We start from the raw sequence: 20806 nt of genomic DNA on the forward strand, positions 1-20806 counted from the left end.
GGCAATAGCATCTTTCAGCAAACACATCCCCCTCCTATAAAAATCAGAAAGGTCGTCCACGCCCGGACGACCCTTCTTTCTCTATCTGTATACGCAACGACTATTTAAAATTCAACGGTATCGCCACTCTCACACTATAATTCCTCCCCATATTAAACACCCCTGTTCTTCCTGTCACCTCATTCTCCGCCGCATATTTCAATCTGCTCAAATGATTCTGGTAAGCTACATCCGTCAGGTTATTCGCTGCCAGATGCAATGAGAACAACACCTTCTTATTCCTATTCACCACATCTGCACCTATCCCTGCATTCCACAATGTATATCCCGGTGTTGCTGTCTCTGTCTGATATGCATAGTACACATTGTTCTGGTCAAACGTCCAATCCATCTGTATACCCGCATACGCATTCTGGAATATACCACCTACATGTTTGAACTTTCCTTTCAACTCTGACAACCATCTTGCCGCCGGAATATTAGGCAGATACTTTGTTGAATCTGAACCATTCGCTATCACCGCCTTCACATAAGAGAAAGTATTCTCAAAGTGCAACCAGTCTATCGGATGCGGATGTATATCAATCATCACCTCTCCGCCATACAAATTAGCTGTTGACTGCTGATACTGGAATGCCGCATACCCCTCATCATTATCAGTTGTAGGAATTGAATCCCCACCATTCACACTACTCAGCTTACGGCTATAAATAAAGTTTGTAATGTGATTATAAAACAAGCTACCCGTCATTGACACGTGCTCTGAATTAAACTCCGCTCCAATATCTCCCTGTGTGCTCACCTCTGGCTTCAGCGATTCATTCCCATATTCATACTTGATCGTACCTTCATGCACACCATTCGCGCCAATCTCTGAAATATTCGGCGCCCTGAAACCTCTGGCTACATTCACCTTCAGCGTCACCTTATCGCTCGCTGCATAACTCAGACCCGCACTACCAGAGATGTTGGAAAAATTCTTGCTCAGTGCATTGAACTTCTCTTCACCACCACTGCTTACTGGTTTACCATCTTCATCCAGCATCAAACCCTGCACACTGATATGCCTGTTGTCAAAACGCAGACCACCGCTGAATGTCAGCTTATCCCAGGTCTTACTTGTCACCGCATAGATACCCGCATCAAACAGGTTGTAACCCGGTACCAGGAACTCACTTCCTGAAAGAATATTATTATGCTGCTGCATACCGTTTACACCTATAGCAGTCTGCCATCCATTCATATCAGCAAATGAATATTTCACACCATAGTTGAACGTATTCAACTTCAGGTACAACTCAGGTTCATTCGGATTTAATACATCTCCAAACTCCTGGCGTCTGTTCCACTGATACCCCAGGATCACATTCAATCTGCTACCATTTTGCATATAGAAATCGTTATCCCATACCAACTTCTGATGGTTGATCTGCTGACGCGGCAAACCGATTGTATAAGATTTGAAATCCTTATCGGTAGCAACTCCTTCTCCTGCCACTCCATTATCATTGATAGGCTTGATGAACTGACCCAGTTCATTACGATCACCTTCTACCAAACCTAACTCCTGGTTAAAGGAAGTAAAACGCAGTACAGAAGATCCCCAGTTTTTATTGATACCAATGCTACCACCATAGTTCGTATTATGGAACTTAGAGTTATACACATATCCATCGTACTTATTCTTATAATCGTGTGCAAACTTCTGCGTACCATACACACTCCAGCTAAATCCATTTTGAGTTGTGCCTGCCAGATCTGCGTGATAGGCAATCATGCCATTGTTAGACAGATAATTGGCGGCTATATTGCCTTTCACATGACCTGCCGGCTCAGGACTTGGTGGTACGATATTGACCACCCCTGCCAGCGCATCGGAACCATATACCAGTGATGCAGGGCCTTTCAGCACTTCTATTTTACTTACATTATAATCGTCGATTTCTATACCATGCTCATCACCCCACTGCTGACCTTCCTGTCTGATACCATCGCCTATTACCACCACACGGTTGTAACCCAGACCACGGATGAACGGCTTGGATATAGCCGGACCCGTCGTTAGCTGACTTACCCCTGGCAGCTTGGCCACTGCATCAATGATATTGGTAGATATATTTGATTCCAGATAATCTTTTCTGATAATGTTCACCGGAGTCGGGTTTTGCTTCAGCGACGTCGCCTGACTCACCCCCGTAATCACTACTTCATTTTCTTCAATCACTTTAGTACTCAGACCAAAGTTGATGTTGGTAGCACCATTCACCTGAACTGTTTGCGTGAGGGTCGCATAACCAATGAAATGCACCTCTACCAGGAACTTTCCTTTTGGTAAATTTTTGATCTCGTAATGGCCCTGCGCATCTGTAGAAGCACCTACATGCAGGTCTGGAAAATAAACGGTCACACCCGGTAATGGGGTATTATTCGATTTGTCTGTAACCAATCCACTCAGTGAATTGCCGGCATCATCATCGGCAAAGGCAGGAGAATAAATAGAAAATCCTGTCAGTATACTTAATATAACAACACGCAGGTAATGCATAAAAATAAAATGGTTTAGAATAAATGCATGAATGCATGCATAGCGATTGACATTGCGTCAATTCAATCAGATATAAAAGAGAATATTAAAGGAAGAAAGCGGCAGGAGGTGCCCGGGGAGATAACATGCGGTAATCCTCCTGCGTAATAGCAGGGATAACCGGGTTAGCATAATTCCATAATACGGATTGCGCCAGCACAGCAAAAAAAGTACTGGTGTGCTGATAAGGTTCCGGCTCTATCTGCAGGAACTTACAGTGCTGGTGTTTGATAGAAAAAGCAAGTCCATCGTGCGGGATAGGCGTGTCCCTGGTATCATGGTGATCCATAAATACCTGGTGTATGAATTCCCTGGGGGTCGTATTAAAAGTAAATACGCCCAGGAGCAGGATCGCCAGTATCTTATGTAGGAACCTGTTTTTCAAAGTGAAACAAAGGTAGGGGAATTCCTAATAAATGCAACAATGTTGTTAAATATAATGATGAGTGGTGAAAAAGAAATGGGGACGCATGTTACCATACGACCCCATTTATATATTAAATATTATTGGCTATACCCTCACTTACAGCATAGATCTCACCTCCTGGTACAGCATTATTGGTTATACCTTCACTTTCAACATAGATCTCACCTCCTGGTACAGCATTATTGGCTATACCCTCACTTTCAGCATAGATCTCACCTCCTGGTACAGCATTATTGGTTATACCTTCACTTTCAGCATAGATCTCACCTCCTGGTACAGCATTATTGGTTATACCTTCACTTTCAGCATAGATCTCACCTCCTGGTACACCCCGTTCTGCAATCGGGCATAGAAGATACCAGCCGCCAGCTTTTTGCTATCAAACACCGTTGTATACTCCCCTCCTGCCAGCACATTATTCACAGGCACCGCCACCAAACGACCCATGGTATCAAAGATCTGGATCATAGTATGCCCGCCACGAGTTTTGTACTTCAGGGTAGTCGTATCTACAAACGGGTTAGGATAGTTGGTTATCAACCCCTTACTACCATTATTCACATCATCAATACCTGTAATGGTACCACAAGCTATACCGCTTACAATTGGTAAGCGCTGGTAATCCTTGAACAAAATAGATTGCAACGTCGTATTGTCCACACAGAACCACTGTTCCAGCAAACTCGCATATACTGACCGAAAATCGTACTGCATCGGGGTATTATCCGCCACAGACCCGCTATCCGGAATATCCGGCGAAGTCCCCAGGATCCCCTGTTGTACATAATCGCCAAATACAATCATCGGCGCAGCAGCACCGTGATCCGTACCCATACTGCTGTTGGATTTAATACGACGGCCAAATTCAGAAAAAGTCATACCCACTACTCTGCGGGACGCTTTCAGTTTGGTCAGGTCATCCATAAATGCCTTGATCCCTTCTGACAGTTCTGTCAACAATTCAGCATGATAACCAGTGGTGTTATCTCCACCCTCTGTCTGGCTGGCGTGGGTATCAAAGAAGCCCATGCTTACCATGTACATCCTTGTTTTCAATCCGCCTGCTACCAGTCTGGCTACGATTTTCAGCTGTCTGCCCAGTTGCGTATCCGGGTATTCACTTTGAGAAGTGACATTCTGTGCCGCTTTCTTGATAGCATCTGAAAACTTATTTGTCTGCTTGGCGATCAGGCGTATATAAGCTAGTTCTACCCCTGCATGCGTATCCGGAACCGGGTCCGCTACGTCATCTAACAGGTTATAAAAATCCGTCGCGCTGGAAATCGCAATCCCCGTATTGGTATTCGCCCCCTGGAAAGCAGGAGATACGATAGAACCAATCTGGATCGCCAGCGGATCAGGATTTTCATCGTTCGGATACCCATCAGGATAACCCGGGTATTGTGTATCAAGATAGCGACCACCCCATCCTGTTTCGACAATCTCATTCGCATCAGAACCAGATACCCATATATCGGTAGCGCGGAAGTGTGAGTAGTTCGGTGAAGGATAGCCTACGCTCTGAATGATGCAGACCTTCCCTTCTTCATATAACTGCTGCACCCCGGTCATAGCAGGATGTAACCCTGTTTTTACATTATTCACCAGTGGTAACAGCTTACCCTGGGGGATGGCGATATTTGGACGAATAGCCTGGTATTTATCATAGAGATCGATAGGCACGACCATGTTCAGGCCATCGTTCCCACCGACCAGCTGGATCATAACCAGAACGTGATCGTTGTCCGCCGAAGCACTTTCAAGTGCCGACAATAATGAGGAAGAGCCAAAAGCCTTTACTGCAAACCCGTTGATGAAGGTTGGCAGAATAGCGGCCGGCGCGGTATATTTAAGAAAATCTCTACGTTTCATATTGATAGAGTATAGGTCTTTCTAAAGATCAGGATAGTTGATATTCGGATAGGTTCATCAGGTATTTGTACAGCGTACGCAGACGGCTTTCAACGACTGTGCGCAATGCAGTATCTGTAGGATAGGCCACCCAGGCATTCCAGGCATCTGTCCAGTAGTAGTCGCTGTCAGGGTTCTGCCCACTCAGTAGGATGGTATTTTTAAACCATGCCTTGGTGGTGTCAGATACACCTATACGGTACAAAATATCCAGTGAGTCAGAGATCAGTTGCTTTGGATCGGAAGGATTGGAAAGTCTTTGTGCAAAGGCCATCACATCGATCGCCACACCTGCATAGCCACCTTCGCTGATCATGGCATCGGTGAGCTGGTTACGCTTAGGCAGGGTATCGGTGTTGATCCACATTTCATGGTATTGAGGTTCCTGGTAGTAAGGCTGCCAGCCGGCTACCTGTGGTGGTTCCCCAATATCCTGCAGCATGCTGGCTGCGTGAGAGCGCAGTCTGTCCCAGGAGTCGTAGGCATCCATATAAGCAGTCGGGAAGGTAACGCCGAATTCGCGCACCAAACCTACGTTGTGATCAATCGGACTTTTGATAAGTGCTGACATATTCAGCGGATCGTAAAAGTGCTCACTCTTGAAGAGGGCCCTGAGTACTGGCAGCAGATCGTAGTTGTTATTTCTGAAAATGTCTGCCAGTGGGGTGATCACATTTGTCTCTACCGCATCGTCGATGAGGTAGTATACAAACCAGCGATACAGTTTGCGAACGATAAATTTCGCGCATTCCGGCTGGGCAAAGATGATAGTCAGCAGGTCGTCGAGTTCAGTCGCGCCATCCTGACCGGTTTTGCCGGTGATCTTTTTATTGCTGTAAAAGTCGGAGAATTCTTTGTTTTCAATATCATGCTCGGTACTCTCAAAGTACGTAGTGATGGTATTGGCATTGATGCGGAAACCAGTGAGTACGCGGGCGGTAGCACGCACGTCTTCTTCGGTGTAGTGGCTATCGGGGCCTTTACCAACGGTGAACAATTCATGGAGTTCACGGGCATAGTTTTCATCCGCGCCTGCTTTGGAGTTGAGGTATCCGTTCAGGTATCTCAGCATGGCTGGGTCGAGGGTGATTGCTTTCGTGAGTGTTTTGAAATTGCCCACAGCGTTTGCACGCAGGGTGGTGTTGTACTTGTAGATGTAGCGGGAGTCGTGGGTCATATCCATTTCGGTCACGAAGTGGTTATGCCAGAAAAGCGTCATTTTCTCCTGTATGCTACGACCTTGATTGATCATGACGCCGAGCCACCAGGCTTTGTAGGAGTTCCAGCGTTTGCCATCTTCATCATCGGAGGAAGGTGGGGGTGAATTCACCCAGGTTTCACCGGGAAGTATGCCATGTTCATCCTCACCATAGATGTTTACAGGTTGGGTAGTAACGGCGGTGACGGTGGTGAGCAGGGCTTCCACGGCCTGGTCCATGCCGAGACTTTTCACCCATGCAATATCTTCAGGAGTGGCGCCAAACATGGTACGTTTGAGCAGGTGCACTGCCTGAGCGGTATCGAAAGTGCCGGTGTATGCGGAAATACCTGAATCCGTACGCGAACCGGTGGTAGTCGCTTTCACTGCTGGCTGTCGTTTTGCTGATAGCGAAAGGAATTGTCTGCGATCCATAAAGTAATTGATATGGTTATATGGTATTAGGGATGAGTTTTAAAAATATAGGCTTTTACACGGTACCTGATTAAGGGTACAAGTTAGTAAAAATTTTAATGAGTGGGAGGAAAAATGTGGATTTGTTTGGAGATTTGTTTAGGGATTATTACAACCTTCAATTTCAATATGATATTATGCTTATCATTTTGAAACTCATTTAATTTTAAAATGATAAAACTTTTGTCAGCCACCGTTTACAAAGGAAAAAACGCCTATATTCATTTCGATCAAAACAATTAATAGACATTAATCTCGGGTTGATGATTGAATACAACGACGACAATTCAGTTTCTAAATACTTTAAATCTGCCAGGCTAGGCATTAATAGTATCGCAACATTATTTGACCGGTATGAGAAAGAGATTCCGGTTTATGATGAACATGTTCAGTTAGCGGATCTGATATCTAACCCTGAGGCAGTGCTACCTGTTTACACATTGACTGGCAATATTTTTAGAAGAGGGGAATTGTATATCTACCTGAAAGATAATAGTTTGCTTCCTGTATGGGATACGCTTGACCTGGTTTTATTGAAATGTGTTGATCAGGAGATGCTGGTAGCTGGGGATAAATATTATTTCGTGCTGGAAGATAAAAGGGAATTAGCGGGTGTTTTAACACATGATGAGACTCATTTTATTATCACACCAGCTAGTGAGGAGTATGATGAGGAGCGGTTGAAACCCGGTGCTGTTTTGAAGATGTATAAAATAATGGGTGGGTTAAAAAAGGAAGATGCACTCAGGGAGCGGGAGAAAAAGGGATAAAAGCCACCCCTGAAGATTCAGGGATGGGGTGCTGGAAAACCATATTTGAAGTCAATGAGCAATTAGAAAAGTCAATGAGCAATTATTCAAATTCTACTCCTAACTCTTTCCAGTATTCTTCACATTCCTGCAATACTCTCTATGATTTCTTCTTCAGTTGGTGGTCTCTTTGAATTCCAGATATCCGCAAGTGGTATTTCCAAATGTTTTACATCCTCCGGATTAGTATAATCAGGCATATACTTCACCCTGAGGTAAGGACACACCTCTACTACCCGACTTCCATACAGAAGACTATATTTATTTGACTGATCAACCGGAATTTCTTTATCGAACTTTTCACTCAAATAATTCAATTTCTCAATCATTCTATCTACTGCTCCTGTCGGCCTAAATACTTGACTCAGTACACTAGGCTTTGGATACCATTCCTTATCATAATCTGGATGTTTAGGTTTTTTTACCCGTATTCTAATCATTTATGTATTTTTTCAAAAGTGAAATAATTAAACATCGTTTCCAGTTCTCTATTTTTTTCTATCTCGTCTATTAAGAGCTTGTAAGCACTGGATTGTATATCCCTGAAATCAAATGGGGCTTCATATAATCCTGTGCCTTTTCTTTTTATCCTCACGTAATATTTAATACCATACATATCGAATCGCTTACTCAAATAATCACAATTCTGCTTAATCATCCGGAAGTAATAGTAAGCCCTGGAATTTGTTGATCCATCTAAGCCAACACTGCGATCCGGGTGTTGCATTAAATACCATCCGGCAAAATTCAAAATAGTTGAAAATACCATAGAATAATCAGCATGTTTTAGACTCTCCATATCCTTTATTCGCTCCTTCCGATCTACCGGACCGAATGCCAGATTATAGACATTATCCAATAACTCATGTGGCCTATCATTTATTTGAACCTTGATCCTCTTTTTCCTTCCACTCCTCAAAACCGTATAAAAAAATCCCTCCCCCTCATTCCCTTTCTCAACATCAACCTGATATACCCTATCAAAATCAAGCTTAACAAACATTGAATGCTATTTTAAAATTGGATTAACAATACTCTCCCCTCCCGCACTTTCGTGCGCTCAATTTCTTCCTCATAAAGTATATCTTATCTAATATCGGATTGTACTATCTGTGGCAAATAATACTACCCTAAATGGCTAATTGATTTTCAGGTTTTTCAATTGATAATAAAAACACCTCTCCCCTCTAAAACACAATAGCTGCAAAGGATCTACCGACCCTCGCAGCTATACCATAAATGTACAGAGATAAACTATTACCTCCCTCCTATTTTCTATTCATTTTAAAAATGAACAAAATCATCTCCTGCACCGCCATCACATTAACGCTAATAAGAAATTTTATAAAAGAACAAGCATTTTAAGCTACATCCAATTGATTCAAAATTGCAATAAAACCACGTATTCTAAATAACAAAGCTTACATCGCACTGCCTGATTCGAATTTGTTTAATCGAGTTTCTTTATGCTCACATCTGTAAAATGACCAAGCGTTCCCGGACCAATCCAAAGGCCTACGCTTCCACGCTGATCTTTTCCCTGCTTCAGGTCATTGACTATCAAAGTAGGTTGTTCCGCACCATTGATATAGAATTTGGCCGTGTCATCTTTTACTTCAATTTTCACCCTGATCCATTCAGCCGGCATCATATCAGCATAAGCCTCGTATTTTTCTGGTGTTTCTTCCCGCGATCTCTCCCAGGGATAGCCCGGCAAAGAAACATACTGAGTCGAATGATTCCTCCGTACCTGATCATTTGCCCGGCCGTTGGTTGGTCGAATGTAAAACAACTCCATCCTGGAGGTATCCTTACTCACCCGAAAGGCAATGCCAACAAACCCACGGGCGCTTTCCCCAGCATTCGTCTGTGGTTGTCCTGAAATGGTTGCTTCTATAATACCATTATGAAAATCGATATTTTTGAGCAATGCAAATGTCTTTTCGTTAATGGCGCTGTTCGGCATTTGTAAAGCCAGCGCGTTTTTACCCTTATAATCTGACTGCGCAACAGTTACCTGGTAAGGAATGACTTTATCAGGAGCCAGAGAAATATTCTGCGCTTGAGACGATGTCCCAAAAAACGCACTCATTCCCAAAGTAATCAATAAAACTTTTCTCATTAGAACTGATTTTAGTAGCTATTTCAATGCTATTATTTTCATTTGAACAGTAAAATTCAGCAAGCTGTTCAAAGCAAAAACCAATCTTTCTTCATTGGCTTTCAGACAGTCTTTTTGCTGATAATTTCTTAAAAAACATACCTCCTCTTAATGGACTTACTTTTGGGGTATAAATTCCGGTGATGATACCCCCTCATGATGTTATCCCCTCTAAGAAGAGCACAAAAAAGAACTGCGTTTTAAGGTTTCAAAGATATGGTATAGTGTTGATTGAAGGCAGCCATAAAACAGAAAAGCCGCGTAAATCATGTGATTTATGCGGCTTAAATACTGCTTGATGCTTTTGTTGTGACCCCGGTAAGACAATTCCCGAACCGGTTCTATCAAGATTTAAAGACCCTTTACGAACTAAAAATAATGATAATCACATAGATATAAGACTTACGTTTAGAATTTTTATATTGATTCCAACCTGAACAACATAAATCGGGTATTGACAATGAAACTTACAATAACTAATGTAATTAATGAGGGATCACACGAATCGGAAAAAGTAGAAATTAAGGTTTTGGAGAATGCAAATCTAAATACGATGTAGTTCGAGACCAGTTATACCGATGATAACAATATTTCAAATAAGTGGTTTCATGCCTACAGATTCAAAGATCAAAATGTTCAAAAGGGAGATGAAATTTGGTTGTTCACTTGCGAAGGTGAAAATAAGATTCGTAGTCTAACTAGAGTATCATTTTGCCCAAAAAGCGACCTTTACTGATTTTTCGATAATACTTTATTATTTATTCAACGATGATAAACTATGGAAACTCCATTCGAATTTGAACAGATTTACTATGCTTCAATAGAAAAAGTCTGGCAGGCACTGTCTGACGAAAATAAAATGAGAGAGTGGTATTTTCCTCAATTGAGAAAATTCAAGCCAGTTGTTGATTTTGAGTTTGTCTTTTCTAATGATGGATCACCATATCAAAAAGAATGGCGCGTTACGAAAGTTGAAGACGGTCGGATATTAGCACACAGTTGGATTTATAATGGCTATTCCGGCAGCTCGGAAGTTACTTTTGAATTATTTAAAGAAGGAGATAAAACAAGGCTTAAACTTACTCATACCGGGCTGGCAAGTTTTCCTCATGACCTGCATTTTGCAAGGCCCAGATTTGAAGACGGATGGAAACAAATACCTGGAAGTAACCTGAAAAACTATCTCGCAAAGAATTATGTATATATCTATTGACATTCCATAAAAGGTTTTTGAGATTGAAATGTTGTTCAATCAGGGATGAACTACTGCCCAACCCTCAGCACGTAAAGCGCATCATAATGGCTCCTGTGAGCTTCGGCAGGTTTAAAGACCTCAACTGTTTTTTGTTGACTAAAAGCCCTGATTGACATCAGACACATCAATACTACCAGCAATGAACTTAACTTTTTCATGAAAAATTTTTGTTGTTAAACTATTCCTTTATCAAATCTTCTATCTGTTTTATGAATTTTTCAGCCCCATAGTTGGCAAAGCCCTCGTGCCGGAACCTGATTGTACCGTTCTTATCCAGTACGATGGTGGTAGGTAATGTTCCCGTATAAATACTACCTGGCACAATGCCTTTGGTTTTGTAAAAGGGAACCGTAAAATTTTCTTTTTTCAGATACGCATCAGCCGCTGAAAGCTCATCGTCTTCGTTAACCGTTAGAAAAAAAATATTGGGATTGTTCCTGAACGTGGAATAAAGCGTTTCAATGGAAGGAAATTCAGCCCTGCATGGCGGACACCACGATGCCCAAAAATTGATGAACACAACTTTTCCCCGCAAAGATGCTGTATTCTGAACCGTGCCTTTCCCGTCTTCAAAATCAAAGTCAGTGACAGCCTGAGTTGTAGCATCGTAACCTTTTTCTTCTATCCGGGCATTAAATACCCCCGTAGCCATCAATTGCCGCAGCACCCAGGATTTTGCATCAGGGCTAACCAGTATGACAACAATAAATATTCCCATCAGGATAGAAAAAACATTTCTTCTGATGAATTGTCCGAACTTATTCGCAGACACCTTTCCCTTTAAAATCTCTTTATTATTCAGCATAATTCCGTTTATTTATTCGTCAGCAATGCGGGCTGATAAATTTGAACTAATTCGTTCAGGGCTTTTGTTATTTCGGGAGAAGTATAATCCCTGCCGCCCTCTATGCGGGCAATCATATCTCCATTCCTGGCAAGGATAACCGTAGTAGGTATAGCACTCCCCAAAAAATTACCTGGAATTTCACTATTGGGAATGTACACCGATAGGTCGTACTTATTCTTCTTCATGAATGCTTTTGACTTTTTGATATTCCCATCTATAATCACCATCAAAAACACGATGTTATCATTGCCTGTGAAAGATTGTTTCAGCTTATTGATGGAAGGCATTTCGTGCCTGCAGGGTGGACACCATGTAGCCCAAAAGTTAATGAACACGACTTTGCCTTTTAAGGACTTTAATGATACTGCGTTCCCATTTTCATCCATGAATGTGACATCCGGACCGGAATATTCCGGGGTTACGGAAGTTGTATCTGCTGACGTTACTGTTTGATTGGGTTGTTTCCATTTCTCGTTTTGATGGCGGGCTGCAAAACAAAAACTGACCGTCATCAATAATAGAGGCATGAGCATGGCTCTCTTATTCAATTGTCTTTTCATGTATTTTATTGTTTATTTTTCCCCTCTTTGATTTGTTCGGAAAACTTTAAAATGATGTTATCCTGTGGCGACAAATTACGTTTTTTTTGAGTCGTCCTGTTCCCGCTGCTGCGCATGTAATGAAACCTACATACGCTTTTGACAGGTTGTAAAGCCGACCAAAGATTATTCTAAATAAAAACAATAGCATTTCTGCCTATCAGCAGAAAACAAATGTGTGAAATGGTATTAAATGATGAGCTTTCGGTACTGTAGGAAGATAGGTAACGTACCAGGAATCTTTAAACTCCCATAAAACTGTGGCAGCTCATTGCAGAGTGTATAACCAGGCAGGAAAACAAAAGCTGTCGTAAGAAGAGCGGGTAACCAATCATTCGTATTGAAAGAACCCGTTTGGGAGATTGTCGTGTCCAAAGTTTCACTGATACATTTCTCCGCTCCGTTTCCAAAGAAAGGGTTGCTTTTCTTAGTTAATCCCTGTTCCTTATTAGTTGGAATACCAGCCAGGTTTTTGATAACGCTTTTGATTGGACAGGATGAGAGCAGTACCAAAACCATTGTAGCGAATACAAAGAAGTATCGCTGATAGGTTCTTAAATTATATAGCACAGTCCTGTTCATCAGCTAACGAATTTCGGCTTATTTATTTAAGAGCACAAGAAAAAACGTCCGATTTACCCTTTTTTAACACTATATACGGTCAAAGCCTCATGCGTTAGTTTGTCCTGATTAATTATTTTATGAATTACACCAATGATAACAGACAGGTCCTTTTTAGTGCACTTCTTTATACGTTGTATCTTCTATTGTATTATTGCTTCGCCCTGGAACGACTGTATTACATTCTGAAGCACCGCAACAACCAATGTTTAGCAACGGCATCAATGTGAATAATCCACCCAATGCCATAAACAACCATTCTTTTGACTGAAAGCCCTGCACAATAATGAAAATGCCCAATGCCAACCGTAGCACACGCATAAAATTCCAACCGCGTAATAAGTTTTGCTTCATTGTTTCTTATTTTTAAAAGTGTTGATACCAAAGGGGAAATACAACGGGCAAAAGCTGAAGAACGAAGTAAGCAAGAATACCAATGCTAAAATGCCTAATAGGATTGCCCATGTTACCGAAATAACGTTGGTAAAATATAATACTGCAATAACAACGGCTATCCCGATGCGGATTACCTTGTCTGTCGTTCCCATATTCTTTTTCATTGTTCCTGATTTTTTGTCAGATTAATAAATACTACCACTTCTGCAAAACACGACAATGTATTTGTAAGCACATCCACTGGAAAAGCGCCGTCCTTTATCACCTCTGTCAACTGGCTTTATCTATTTTATCAAATAATGGTGAAAAGAATCCTATAATTATCTGTTTTAAGCTTCAATGCAAGATGGTTCTTTGCAGGTAATTGTTTCTCCGCCGGATGCCAGCCATTCTTTCATACCGCCTGAAAAGTTTTTTACGTTTCTGAAACCATTCTTTGCCAGTACCGAATAAGCAATTGCGGCACGGTCACCCGCCTGGCAATGGATGATTACCTGTTTGTCTTTACTGATTTTATCGAGGTTATCGGGAATGGTTCCTACAAAAACATTTTCTGCCCGTTCTATGTGTCCTGCCTCATATTCGGTTTCGCCCCGCACATCCACAATCCGGACATCATCTTTTTTAAGGTACGTTTTAAACTCATCAATGGAAATTATATCCGCTGTTTGTAACTCCATGCCCAGATTGTGCACATCGGAAATATACCCATAGATATTATCCAAACCGATGCGCATCAGTTTTCGGGTCAGGTCTTCTATTTGATTATCATCGCAAACCAACATAAACTGTTCCTGATAATTGAGCAGCCAACCTGCCCATGTTGAAAAAGAATTATTGCCCTGTATGTTCAGGCTGCCGGGTATAAATCCTTTGGCAAAATCGGCTTTATCCCTTGCATCTATAATTTTCAATCCATATTCATAAGCTTTTATAAATGCCTCTTTGGATAATTTCGGATGCTTAGGCACTTCTACCAGCAACGGACGGTTCACTTTGTTCAGGTGTTTCATTTTGGCAAAATACTTAGGCGGTTCCGGTTGGTCTGCCAAAAGATAATCGATAAATCCTTTTTCATCCTCACCGTACCCAAAAGCCCAATTGCGGATTTTTTCGTACCCTACCGTAGAACCAGGTACTGTTCCCAATGCCTTTCCGCAGGCCGAACCTGCTCCATGAGCCGGCCACAGCTGAATATAATCGGGCAATGCCGCAAACTTTTTTAATGACTGGAACATTTGCTTTGCTCCCGTTTCTTTTGTACCGATAAGCCCTGCGGCTTTTTCCAATAAATCAGGACGACCAATGTCTCCAACAAACACGAAATCTCCGGTAAATACCATGACGGGCTTGTCTGTTGCCGGATGATCGGTCAGCAAAAAGCTAATGCTTTCAGGTGTATGCCCCGGCGTGTGCAATACTTCCAAAGACAAATTGCCGACTTTGATAACATCCCCATCTTTTAGTCCTGTATGCAGAAACTGGTACTGCCATTCCTCTCCTCCCTCGTCAGACAGGTACATTGTTGCTCCTGTTACAGCCGCCAGTTCTCTCGAACCACAAAGGAAGTCTGCATGAATATGGGTTTCGGCAATATGCGAGATATGGAGGTTGTTTTGTTTGGCAATATCCAAATAGACATCGATATCCCGTTGCGCATCAATCACAATGGCCTCTCCGGTTGCCTGACAACCGATAATGTAACTGCCCTGCGCTAAACTCTTATCATAAACGTGTTGAAAAAACATATCTCTTATTTTTATTTACATCGTTAATTATTCTTTTATATTATAAATTTCCGCACATTATTTTTCACGTACAGCTACTTTGGTTACATACGAATAAAAGTAGCTCTTTTCCTATTTTTAGTTTAAACCGGCAAACGATGACTATTCAATTGATTACAGAAGGGTTTCTTTGAGAATGATATAAATACCCATTACCAATACAAACCAGCCGAATGCAGGTTTTAACTTTCTGCCGTCAATTTTTGTTGAAATGTAGCTGCCTGCTAGTATGCCGATAATGGCAAGTCCTGTAATATTCAATATGAAAGCCCAAAGAATGATGATGTGGGATAGGGAAAATAAAAACCCGGCCAGCGAATTGATGGCTATAATGACCAAAGAAGTGCCAATCGCCTTTTTCATTGGCAGCCCCATGAAATTAACCAATGCCGGAATAATCAGAAATCCGCCACCTGCACCGACTAAACCAGTAAGGATACCGACAACAGTTCCCACTACAAGCATTAAAGGATAATTGAATGACTGTATTTGCGATGTTTCTTCCGATGCTTTTTTGTCCTTTTTGATCATGCCGTAAGCAGCGAAAATCATCAGTACGGCAAAAAGCAATAATAGCAAAATCCCTTTGGTAAGGGTAAAACTTCCGATACTGAAAACATGCTGTGGGATGGCCGGAACGATATATGCTCTCGTTAGAAAAACGGATATAGTTGAGGGTATGCCGAAAACAACCACTGCTTTGATATGGACCAGCCCCCTTTTGAAGTAAGAAAAAGAACCTGCAACACTTGTCGTTCCAACGATGAAGAGTGAATAGACCGTTGCCAGGATTGCATCCATATGGAAAAGATACACCAAAACGGGTACGGTGAGAATACTACCACCACCGCCGATTAGTCCTAATGATATACCTATAAAAATTGAAGCCAAATAACCCGCTATAGCCATAGATTTGCAAAATTGATACTGCAAAAGTGCATCAATTAAAGAACCTGTACAGCTACTTTGGTTACATAAGGGTGATTTTTTGTTCCGGCCAGGTCGGATAACTCTGTTTTATTCCAATTGCTTAATAGTTGCGAAACCACCACGTGAACCGTTCCGGGTTCATTAGCTAATTGTTCGTTTGGGATGGATATTATTTTGATTTCTTTTTGAGCCAGGTCAATAACCATTCATCCACTAAATTTTGCTGTTTCAGTATTTTTTGAACAAAAGTGACTTTAATTAGTTAATTAAAGATGGATGATGCCAGCAACAAGATGTTTAACTGATTCATATCGGAATTGAACAATTTCTTCTTACATTAGAATTTTGGAGAAATTAAGCACTACACCCTTACTGAATACTATCATACATTGAGATATCTGCTGGTCCAGGCATTGACACAATCTTCATTTAACTTTTTAATCTACCCCGAATTTTGACCCAATCCCTTTCAAATAAACACGTTAAACCATGAACTTGAAAAAAAAGTTAGCACAACTTGGCAAGCAGCCAGACATGATTCTCATTATTACAGACGAACAGCGTGCTACACAGCATTTCCCTCCGGGATGGGAAGAGAAAAATCTTCCAACGCTGACCTTTCTAAAAAGGAACGGTTTCAGCTTCGACAGAGCTTTCTGTAATACCTGCATGTGTTCTCCCAGCCGTACCACATTATTTACAGGAATTTATCCGGCTAAACATAAGGTTTCTCAAACACTCACTATTGGCGGCCCTTTATCTCCTTCGGAACCAACCATCAGTACTTCCTTACCAAACATCATGAATGTACTCTGGAATGACGGTTATGATGTACAGTACCGTGGTAAATGGCACATGAGTAAAGGCATTGCCGGTAATGGAGCATCCACGAATTATGATAACCTTACATCTGCAGATATTTCTCTATTTGGTGCAATGGGATGGATAGCCCCTGATGCAGGAGAAGATGTAAATCCTTTAAATTTCGGAGGAGGATTTGCCAACCATGATGCCAGGTATGTGGCCGAATCCATCAAATATCTGCAGGAGGTGAAAGTGAAAAGAGCTGCAGGTCAGTACAAACCCTATTGCCTGATCGTGTCGCTGGTGAATCCGCACGACGTGCTGGCTTATCCGAAAACAGCAGGAACCTCCGGATATTATCCTGACGCCTGGTCAACAAGGGAAATTGGATTGCCCGATACTGTAAACGAACATCTACTGGCTAATAAAAAACCGATGGCGCAGGAACAAATCCTATTGGGCATGGATGCTTCTTTAGGGCCTTTAGCAACAGTAGAACAAAAGTTAGATTATATAAATTTTTACGGACATCTGTTAACCCTGGTCGATAAAGAGATTGGTAACCTGATCAAAGAACTGTATGCTAAAGATGGGGATGGAATAAGCCTGGCTGATACAGCTATCGTGACCTACACCTCAGACCATGGAGAAATGGGACTTGCACATGGAGGACTGCGACAGAAAACCTTTGTAGCTTACGAAGAAGCATTACGGGTTCCACTGGTTATATCTAATCCTGTTTTATTTTCAGACCACTCCATTCAACAATCTATGGCCCTGGCCACGCTGATTGATATTATGCCTACGTTTATGGAGATTGCTAATGTATCCAACCCTCCTGCCGGACTTGCAGGCACAAGCTTGTTACCAATTATGCAGGATGGTACACCTGTACAGGATAGTATATTGTTTACATACGATGATACAAAAGCAGGTTCAAATAGCCAATGGTCTGCGGTAAATGCTGCAAATCGTATCCGATGTATACGTACAGAGAAATGGAAGTATAGCTATTATTTTGATGCTTCGGGAGCTTATTACAACGAATATGAACTATACGATTTGGTAAACGATCCATCTGAATATACCAACCTTGCCTATGATCCTGCATATAAAGAAGTCAGAATGGATCTGGAAACACAGTTGCATAAACTTGAAACAAATAAATTAAGAGTACATACACCTCAACAATCTCAAAGCGTTGAGGCACCTGAGTTGGATTACATTATAGCGCAATCAAAATAATTATTAACCATTGTTTCTGTACAACAGATACTAAGTCGTTAAAAATGAATAATTCAGAAATAAGTTTAAGTACTAAATTGTCGACTAAAATCAAGTGTCGCACACTAGCTGATTTGTCCGGGTAAAATTGAGAATAATGCTTCAAACCCTTTACAGTAAAGAATTATATCGAATTTACAGGAAGGGGTACTATCCCTGATTCTGAAACAACATTATTTGCACGTCAAACTCAATACAGCAAAGGATTTATGTATAATAAGACTTGATATTATCCGGACAACAATAATTATTAACAACGATATTGGTTTTGGGCGTATAAATACTCAACCTGATAAATGAGGCGCTGAGACTATGTAAATAATTGAAGTGCAGAAGTTTGGGGGATATAAAGTTACACCCAGTTTTAGATATAAATTACACCTGAAATTACACCTTTTCAACTTGATCCCTAAAGAGGATAAAATTTGAAGTTACTACAAACAAAAAGTCCTACCAGACTTGCATCTGATAGGACTTTTCCTAAAATGTGACCTCGGTTGGACAATTCTCGAACCGGTTTTATGAACATCTAAAAGCTCTTTGTGATTTAAAAATACTGATAACCAAATAGATATAATTAATTTTAGAGATAAATTTATAATTTGGGCTTGTTCCAAGGCACCAAAATCCCTGCCAGCGATCCTGATCCGGATTGCGAAAATAGATTACAGGCCTCAGGCCATGTCCGCCATCATCTGCTCTATGTAAAATGTTTTCACTATGATCATATTAACTATGGATTTGGGATAATAAATCATCGTTGAAATAAAGCCAGAGACATAATCGCTCATACTGAGTTCCAATATATCATCCAGGCGATCTAATTGTTAAACATAATATAAATGATAAAACCTGATTATTGACTACAAAAAAAGTAGATATGGCTACATTCCTTTACCTTTTATCGGGGACCTTTGCATGTATAAAATGGAAGGCATGAAGATAGTAGTAACCGGCTCATTAGGGCACATCAGCAAACCTTTAACACAAGCATTAGTACAACAAGGACATTACGTTACCGTAATTAGCAGTAACATCGGGAAACAAAAATGCATTTAATCTTTAGGAGCTACCTGCGCCATCGGCGCGATTCAGGATGTCAACTTTCTTATTAAAACTTTTACAGGGGCGGACGCAGTATATTTAATGGAACCACCGGGTAATTATTTCGAACAAAATCCAAATCCGAAGTCATCATGGCTACACATAGCAAACTGTTATGTAGATTCCATATTAAAATCTCAAATAACCAAAGTTATACACCTGAGCAGCGTAGGTGCGCATACTACGGAAGGGGTCGGAATGCTGGAAGCACATTGCAAAGTTGAGCATATTTTGAAAGGTTTACCAGAAAGTATTGCAATCAAATTTATGCGCCCGGTCGGTTTTTACTACAATATGTTCGGTTTTATACCTGCTATAAAATCACATGGCTCTATTATTCAAAACTATGGTGGTGATCAAAAAGAACCTTGGGTTTCTCCTTTGGATATTGCAGCCGTAATTGCCGAAGAGTTTGAGAAACCCTTTAATGAAAGAACCGTACGATACATTGCAAGTGATGAAATTTCCCCTAATGATGTAGCAAAGGTCTTGGGTGAAGCTATCGGATTGCCGAATTTAAAATGGATTTCAATTTCAGATGAACAATACCTGAATGGACTATTGGAAGCAGGAGTGAATCCTAATACAGCCAGGGGTTTGGCAGCCATGAATGCAGGCAGATTAAACAATTTGTATGATGATTATAACAGGAATAAACCTTCGTTAGGGAAAGTAAAAATGAAAGATTTTGCTAAGGATTTTGCCACGGTTTATAATCAGTAATAAAGCTTCAGAACATCAATTCATTTATCACTACAAATATCAACATGAAAATTAAGCATAATAAAACCTGGTTTATAACGGGAGCGTCAAAAGGAATGGGGTTGGCCCTTACAAAATATCTACTTCAGAATGGATATAATGTTGCCGCAACATCGCGTAATACTAAAGATATCGTGGATCTATTTGGTAAAAATGAAAAATTCTTACCATTAAATGTTGACATAACGGCTGAAAAAGAAGTCAAAAAAGCAATTGAAAAGACTTTTAATACTTTTGGTTCTATTGATGTTATCGTCAACAACGCTGGTTACGGATTAGTTGGAGCGTTGGAAGAACTGACAGACTTAGAAATTAGACAAACTATTGATGTCAATTTATTTGGAACTATAAACGTTATCAGAGCATCTATGCCCTACCTGCGCAAACAAAAATACGGCCATGTTATAAATGTATCCTCTATTGCCGGATATAATGGTGCTGCACTTTCTGGAAGTTATGATGCGGCAAAGTTTGCTGTTATTGGTTTAAGCGAATCCCTTCATAGCGAAGTGAAGGACTTTGGAATTAATGTGACTGTTGCAATTCCTGGCTTATTCAGGACTAATTTTATGAATGATAGCTCCCTTCAAATAACTGCGAACTTGATAGAAGACTATAAATCAGAAGCGCAAATTAAAATGTGGCAGCAATATAGCGGCCATCAACCAGGAGACCCTTCAAAGCTGGCTATGGTTTTGAAAGATATCACAGAAATGGATGAGCCCCCATTACACCTTCTATTGGGCAGCGATGCATTTCAGATAGCAACAGCAAAAATGAAGGCTAATCTTGAAACGTTTGAGCATTATAAAACCCTTTCCGTTTCTACAAATTTTGACTGATTTTAAATATA

At 41.0% G+C, this 20806-nt stretch carries 21 protein-coding genes; 6 read left to right on the forward strand and 15 right to left on the reverse strand.

Going from position 1 to position 20806, the window contains the following annotated elements; all coding sequences use genetic code 11:
- Positions 1-100: 100 nt before the first annotated feature.
- Both SIO70_RS32375 and SIO70_RS32380 read right to left on the reverse strand, forming a co-directional pair.
- Entirely contained in the window at positions 101-2545 is a 2445-nt protein-coding gene (locus SIO70_RS32375) for a TonB-dependent receptor (protein ID WP_320577944.1), read from the reverse strand.
- Positions 2546-2630: 85 nt separating this feature from the next.
- Positions 2631-2969, reverse strand: coding sequence for a hypothetical protein (locus tag SIO70_RS32380; RefSeq protein WP_320577946.1), 339 nt, complete (start codon positions 2967-2969; stop codon positions 2631-2633).
- An 85-nt stretch (positions 2970-3054) separates the two neighbouring features.
- Here SIO70_RS32380 and SIO70_RS32385 point away from each other — a divergent pair, with 85 nt between their 5' ends.
- Entirely contained in the window at positions 3055-3363 is a 309-nt protein-coding gene (locus tag SIO70_RS32385; protein WP_320577948.1) for a hypothetical protein, read from the forward strand.
- On the opposite strand, the gene SIO70_RS32390 is transcribed toward SIO70_RS32385, so the two are convergent.
- Positions 3300-4883: a DUF1501 domain-containing protein gene (locus SIO70_RS32390; protein ID WP_320577950.1), complete on the reverse strand. Its 1584-nt coding sequence runs from the start codon at positions 4881-4883 to the stop codon at positions 3300-3302. The genes SIO70_RS32385 and SIO70_RS32390 overlap by 64 nt on opposite strands.
- Positions 4884-4911: 28 nt before the next feature.
- Positions 4912-6555, reverse strand: a complete 1644-nt coding sequence (locus SIO70_RS32395; RefSeq protein WP_320577951.1) for a DUF1800 domain-containing protein — start codon at positions 6553-6555, stop codon at positions 4912-4914.
- 302 nt (positions 6556-6857) lie between these two features.
- Here SIO70_RS32395 and SIO70_RS32400 point away from each other — a divergent pair, with 302 nt between their 5' ends.
- Positions 6858-7364, forward strand: coding sequence for a hypothetical protein (locus tag SIO70_RS32400; RefSeq protein WP_320577953.1), 507 nt, complete (start codon positions 6858-6860; stop codon positions 7362-7364).
- Between the two features lie 119 nt (positions 7365-7483).
- On the opposite strand, the gene SIO70_RS32405 is transcribed toward SIO70_RS32400, so the two are convergent.
- The 3 genes from SIO70_RS32405 to SIO70_RS32415 form a co-directional block, all read right to left on the reverse strand.
- Positions 7484-7843, reverse strand: a complete 360-nt coding sequence (locus tag SIO70_RS32405) for a hypothetical protein (protein ID WP_320577954.1) — start codon at positions 7841-7843, stop codon at positions 7484-7486.
- Positions 7840-8406 (reverse strand): DUF6934 family protein, encoded by a 567-nt coding sequence (locus SIO70_RS32410; RefSeq protein ID WP_320577956.1) that lies wholly within the window; start codon positions 8404-8406, stop codon positions 7840-7842. The genes SIO70_RS32405 and SIO70_RS32410 overlap by 4 nt, the downstream gene beginning before the upstream one ends.
- A 447-nt stretch (positions 8407-8853) precedes the next feature.
- The gene (locus SIO70_RS32415; RefSeq protein WP_320577958.1) at positions 8854-9525 is read right to left on the reverse strand and encodes a hypothetical protein; all 672 of its coding nucleotides are present in this window, start codon (positions 9523-9525) and stop codon (positions 8854-8856) included.
- Positions 9526-10342: 817 nt separating this feature from the next.
- On the opposite strand from SIO70_RS32415, the gene SIO70_RS32420 reads away from it, so the two are divergent.
- On the forward strand, positions 10343-10777 hold the full coding sequence (locus SIO70_RS32420) for an SRPBCC family protein (RefSeq protein WP_320577960.1): 435 nt from the start codon (positions 10343-10345) through the stop codon (positions 10775-10777).
- 220 nt (positions 10778-10997) lie between these two features.
- On the opposite strand, the gene SIO70_RS32425 is transcribed toward SIO70_RS32420, so the two are convergent.
- The 8 genes from SIO70_RS32425 to SIO70_RS32460 all read right to left on the reverse strand — a co-directional run bounded on the left by SIO70_RS32425 (position 10998) and on the right by SIO70_RS32460 (position 16205).
- Positions 10998-11624 (reverse strand): TlpA disulfide reductase family protein, encoded by a 627-nt coding sequence (locus tag SIO70_RS32425; RefSeq protein WP_320577962.1) that lies wholly within the window; start codon positions 11622-11624, stop codon positions 10998-11000.
- Between the two features lie 8 nt (positions 11625-11632).
- A complete protein-coding gene (locus tag SIO70_RS32430; RefSeq protein WP_320577964.1) occupies positions 11633-12226 on the reverse strand; it encodes a TlpA disulfide reductase family protein in 594 nt (197 codons plus the stop codon).
- Positions 12227-12454: 228 nt separating this feature from the next.
- Complete coding sequence (locus SIO70_RS32435) at positions 12455-12847, reverse strand: hypothetical protein (protein ID WP_320577965.1); 393 nt, start codon at positions 12845-12847, stop codon at positions 12455-12457.
- A gap of 153 nt (positions 12848-13000) precedes the next feature.
- Positions 13001-13240 (reverse strand): hypothetical protein, encoded by a 240-nt coding sequence (locus SIO70_RS32440; RefSeq protein WP_320577967.1) that lies wholly within the window; start codon positions 13238-13240, stop codon positions 13001-13003.
- Positions 13237-13446 (reverse strand): DUF2892 domain-containing protein, encoded by a 210-nt coding sequence (locus SIO70_RS32445; protein ID WP_320577969.1) that lies wholly within the window; start codon positions 13444-13446, stop codon positions 13237-13239. The genes SIO70_RS32440 and SIO70_RS32445 overlap by 4 nt, the downstream gene beginning before the upstream one ends.
- Positions 13447-13611: 165 nt before the next feature.
- Positions 13612-15030, reverse strand: a complete 1419-nt coding sequence (locus SIO70_RS32450; RefSeq protein ID WP_320577971.1) for an MBL fold metallo-hydrolase — start codon at positions 15028-15030, stop codon at positions 13612-13614.
- A 153-nt stretch (positions 15031-15183) separates the two neighbouring features.
- The gene (locus SIO70_RS32455) at positions 15184-15978 is read right to left on the reverse strand and encodes a sulfite exporter TauE/SafE family protein (RefSeq protein ID WP_320577973.1); all 795 of its coding nucleotides are present in this window, start codon (positions 15976-15978) and stop codon (positions 15184-15186) included.
- Positions 15979-16013: 35 nt separating this feature from the next.
- Positions 16014-16205 (reverse strand): hypothetical protein, encoded by a 192-nt coding sequence (locus tag SIO70_RS32460; protein WP_320577975.1) that lies wholly within the window; start codon positions 16203-16205, stop codon positions 16014-16016.
- Between the two features lie 289 nt (positions 16206-16494).
- Between SIO70_RS32460 and SIO70_RS32465 the strand changes: the two genes are divergently transcribed.
- The 3 genes from SIO70_RS32465 (at position 16495) to SIO70_RS32475 (ending at position 20795) form a co-directional block, all read left to right on the forward strand.
- Complete coding sequence (locus tag SIO70_RS32465) at positions 16495-18048, forward strand: sulfatase-like hydrolase/transferase (protein ID WP_320577977.1); 1554 nt, start codon at positions 16495-16497, stop codon at positions 18046-18048.
- 1185 nt (positions 18049-19233) lie between these two features.
- Positions 19234-19914, forward strand: a complete 681-nt coding sequence (locus SIO70_RS32470) for an NAD-dependent dehydratase (protein WP_320577978.1) — start codon at positions 19234-19236, stop codon at positions 19912-19914.
- A gap of 44 nt (positions 19915-19958) precedes the next feature.
- Positions 19959-20795 (forward strand): SDR family NAD(P)-dependent oxidoreductase, encoded by an 837-nt coding sequence (locus tag SIO70_RS32475; RefSeq protein ID WP_320577980.1) that lies wholly within the window; start codon positions 19959-19961, stop codon positions 20793-20795.
- Positions 20796-20806: the final 11 nt, after the last annotated feature.

Origin of the sequence: Chitinophaga sancti, from assembly GCF_034087045.1 — a bacterium.
Taxonomy (GTDB): Bacteria; Bacteroidota; Bacteroidia; order Chitinophagales; family Chitinophagaceae; genus Chitinophaga; species Chitinophaga sancti_B.

Coding starts and splice junctions, on each gene's coding strand:
- SIO70_RS32375 (WP_320577944.1), bottom strand. CDS start 2,545: ATGCATTACCTGCGTGTTGTTATATTAAGTATACTGACAGGATTTTCT.
- SIO70_RS32385 (WP_320577948.1), top strand. CDS start 3,055: ATGTTACCATACGACCCCATTTATATATTAAATATTATTGGCTATACC.
- SIO70_RS32390 (WP_320577950.1), bottom strand. CDS start 4,883: ATGAAACGTAGAGATTTTCTTAAATATACCGCGCCGGCCGCTATTCTG.
- SIO70_RS32395 (WP_320577951.1), bottom strand. CDS start 6,555: ATGGATCGCAGACAATTCCTTTCGCTATCAGCAAAACGACAGCCAGCA.
- SIO70_RS32400 (WP_320577953.1), top strand. CDS start 6,858: ATGATTGAATACAACGACGACAATTCAGTTTCTAAATACTTTAAATCT.
- SIO70_RS32405 (WP_320577954.1), bottom strand. CDS start 7,843: ATGATTAGAATACGGGTAAAAAAACCTAAACATCCAGATTATGATAAG.
- SIO70_RS32410 (WP_320577956.1), bottom strand. CDS start 8,406: ATGTTTGTTAAGCTTGATTTTGATAGGGTATATCAGGTTGATGTTGAG.
- SIO70_RS32415 (WP_320577958.1), bottom strand. CDS start 9,525: ATGAGAAAAGTTTTATTGATTACTTTGGGAATGAGTGCGTTTTTTGGG.
- SIO70_RS32420 (WP_320577960.1), top strand. CDS start 10,343: ATGGAAACTCCATTCGAATTTGAACAGATTTACTATGCTTCAATAGAA.
- SIO70_RS32425 (WP_320577962.1), bottom strand. CDS start 11,624: ATGCTGAATAATAAAGAGATTTTAAAGGGAAAGGTGTCTGCGAATAAG.
- SIO70_RS32430 (WP_320577964.1), bottom strand. CDS start 12,226: ATGAAAAGACAATTGAATAAGAGAGCCATGCTCATGCCTCTATTATTG.
- SIO70_RS32435 (WP_320577965.1), bottom strand. CDS start 12,847: ATGAACAGGACTGTGCTATATAATTTAAGAACCTATCAGCGATACTTC.
- SIO70_RS32440 (WP_320577967.1), bottom strand. CDS start 13,240: ATGAAGCAAAACTTATTACGCGGTTGGAATTTTATGCGTGTGCTACGG.
- SIO70_RS32445 (WP_320577969.1), bottom strand. CDS start 13,446: ATGAAAAAGAATATGGGAACGACAGACAAGGTAATCCGCATCGGGATA.
- SIO70_RS32450 (WP_320577971.1), bottom strand. CDS start 15,030: ATGTTTTTTCAACACGTTTATGATAAGAGTTTAGCGCAGGGCAGTTAC.
- SIO70_RS32455 (WP_320577973.1), bottom strand. CDS start 15,978: ATGGCTATAGCGGGTTATTTGGCTTCAATTTTTATAGGTATATCATTA.
- SIO70_RS32460 (WP_320577975.1), bottom strand. CDS start 16,205: ATGGTTATTGACCTGGCTCAAAAAGAAATCAAAATAATATCCATCCCA.
- SIO70_RS32470 (WP_320577978.1), top strand. CDS start 19,234: ATGGAACCACCGGGTAATTATTTCGAACAAAATCCAAATCCGAAGTCA.
- SIO70_RS32475 (WP_320577980.1), top strand. CDS start 19,959: ATGAAAATTAAGCATAATAAAACCTGGTTTATAACGGGAGCGTCAAAA.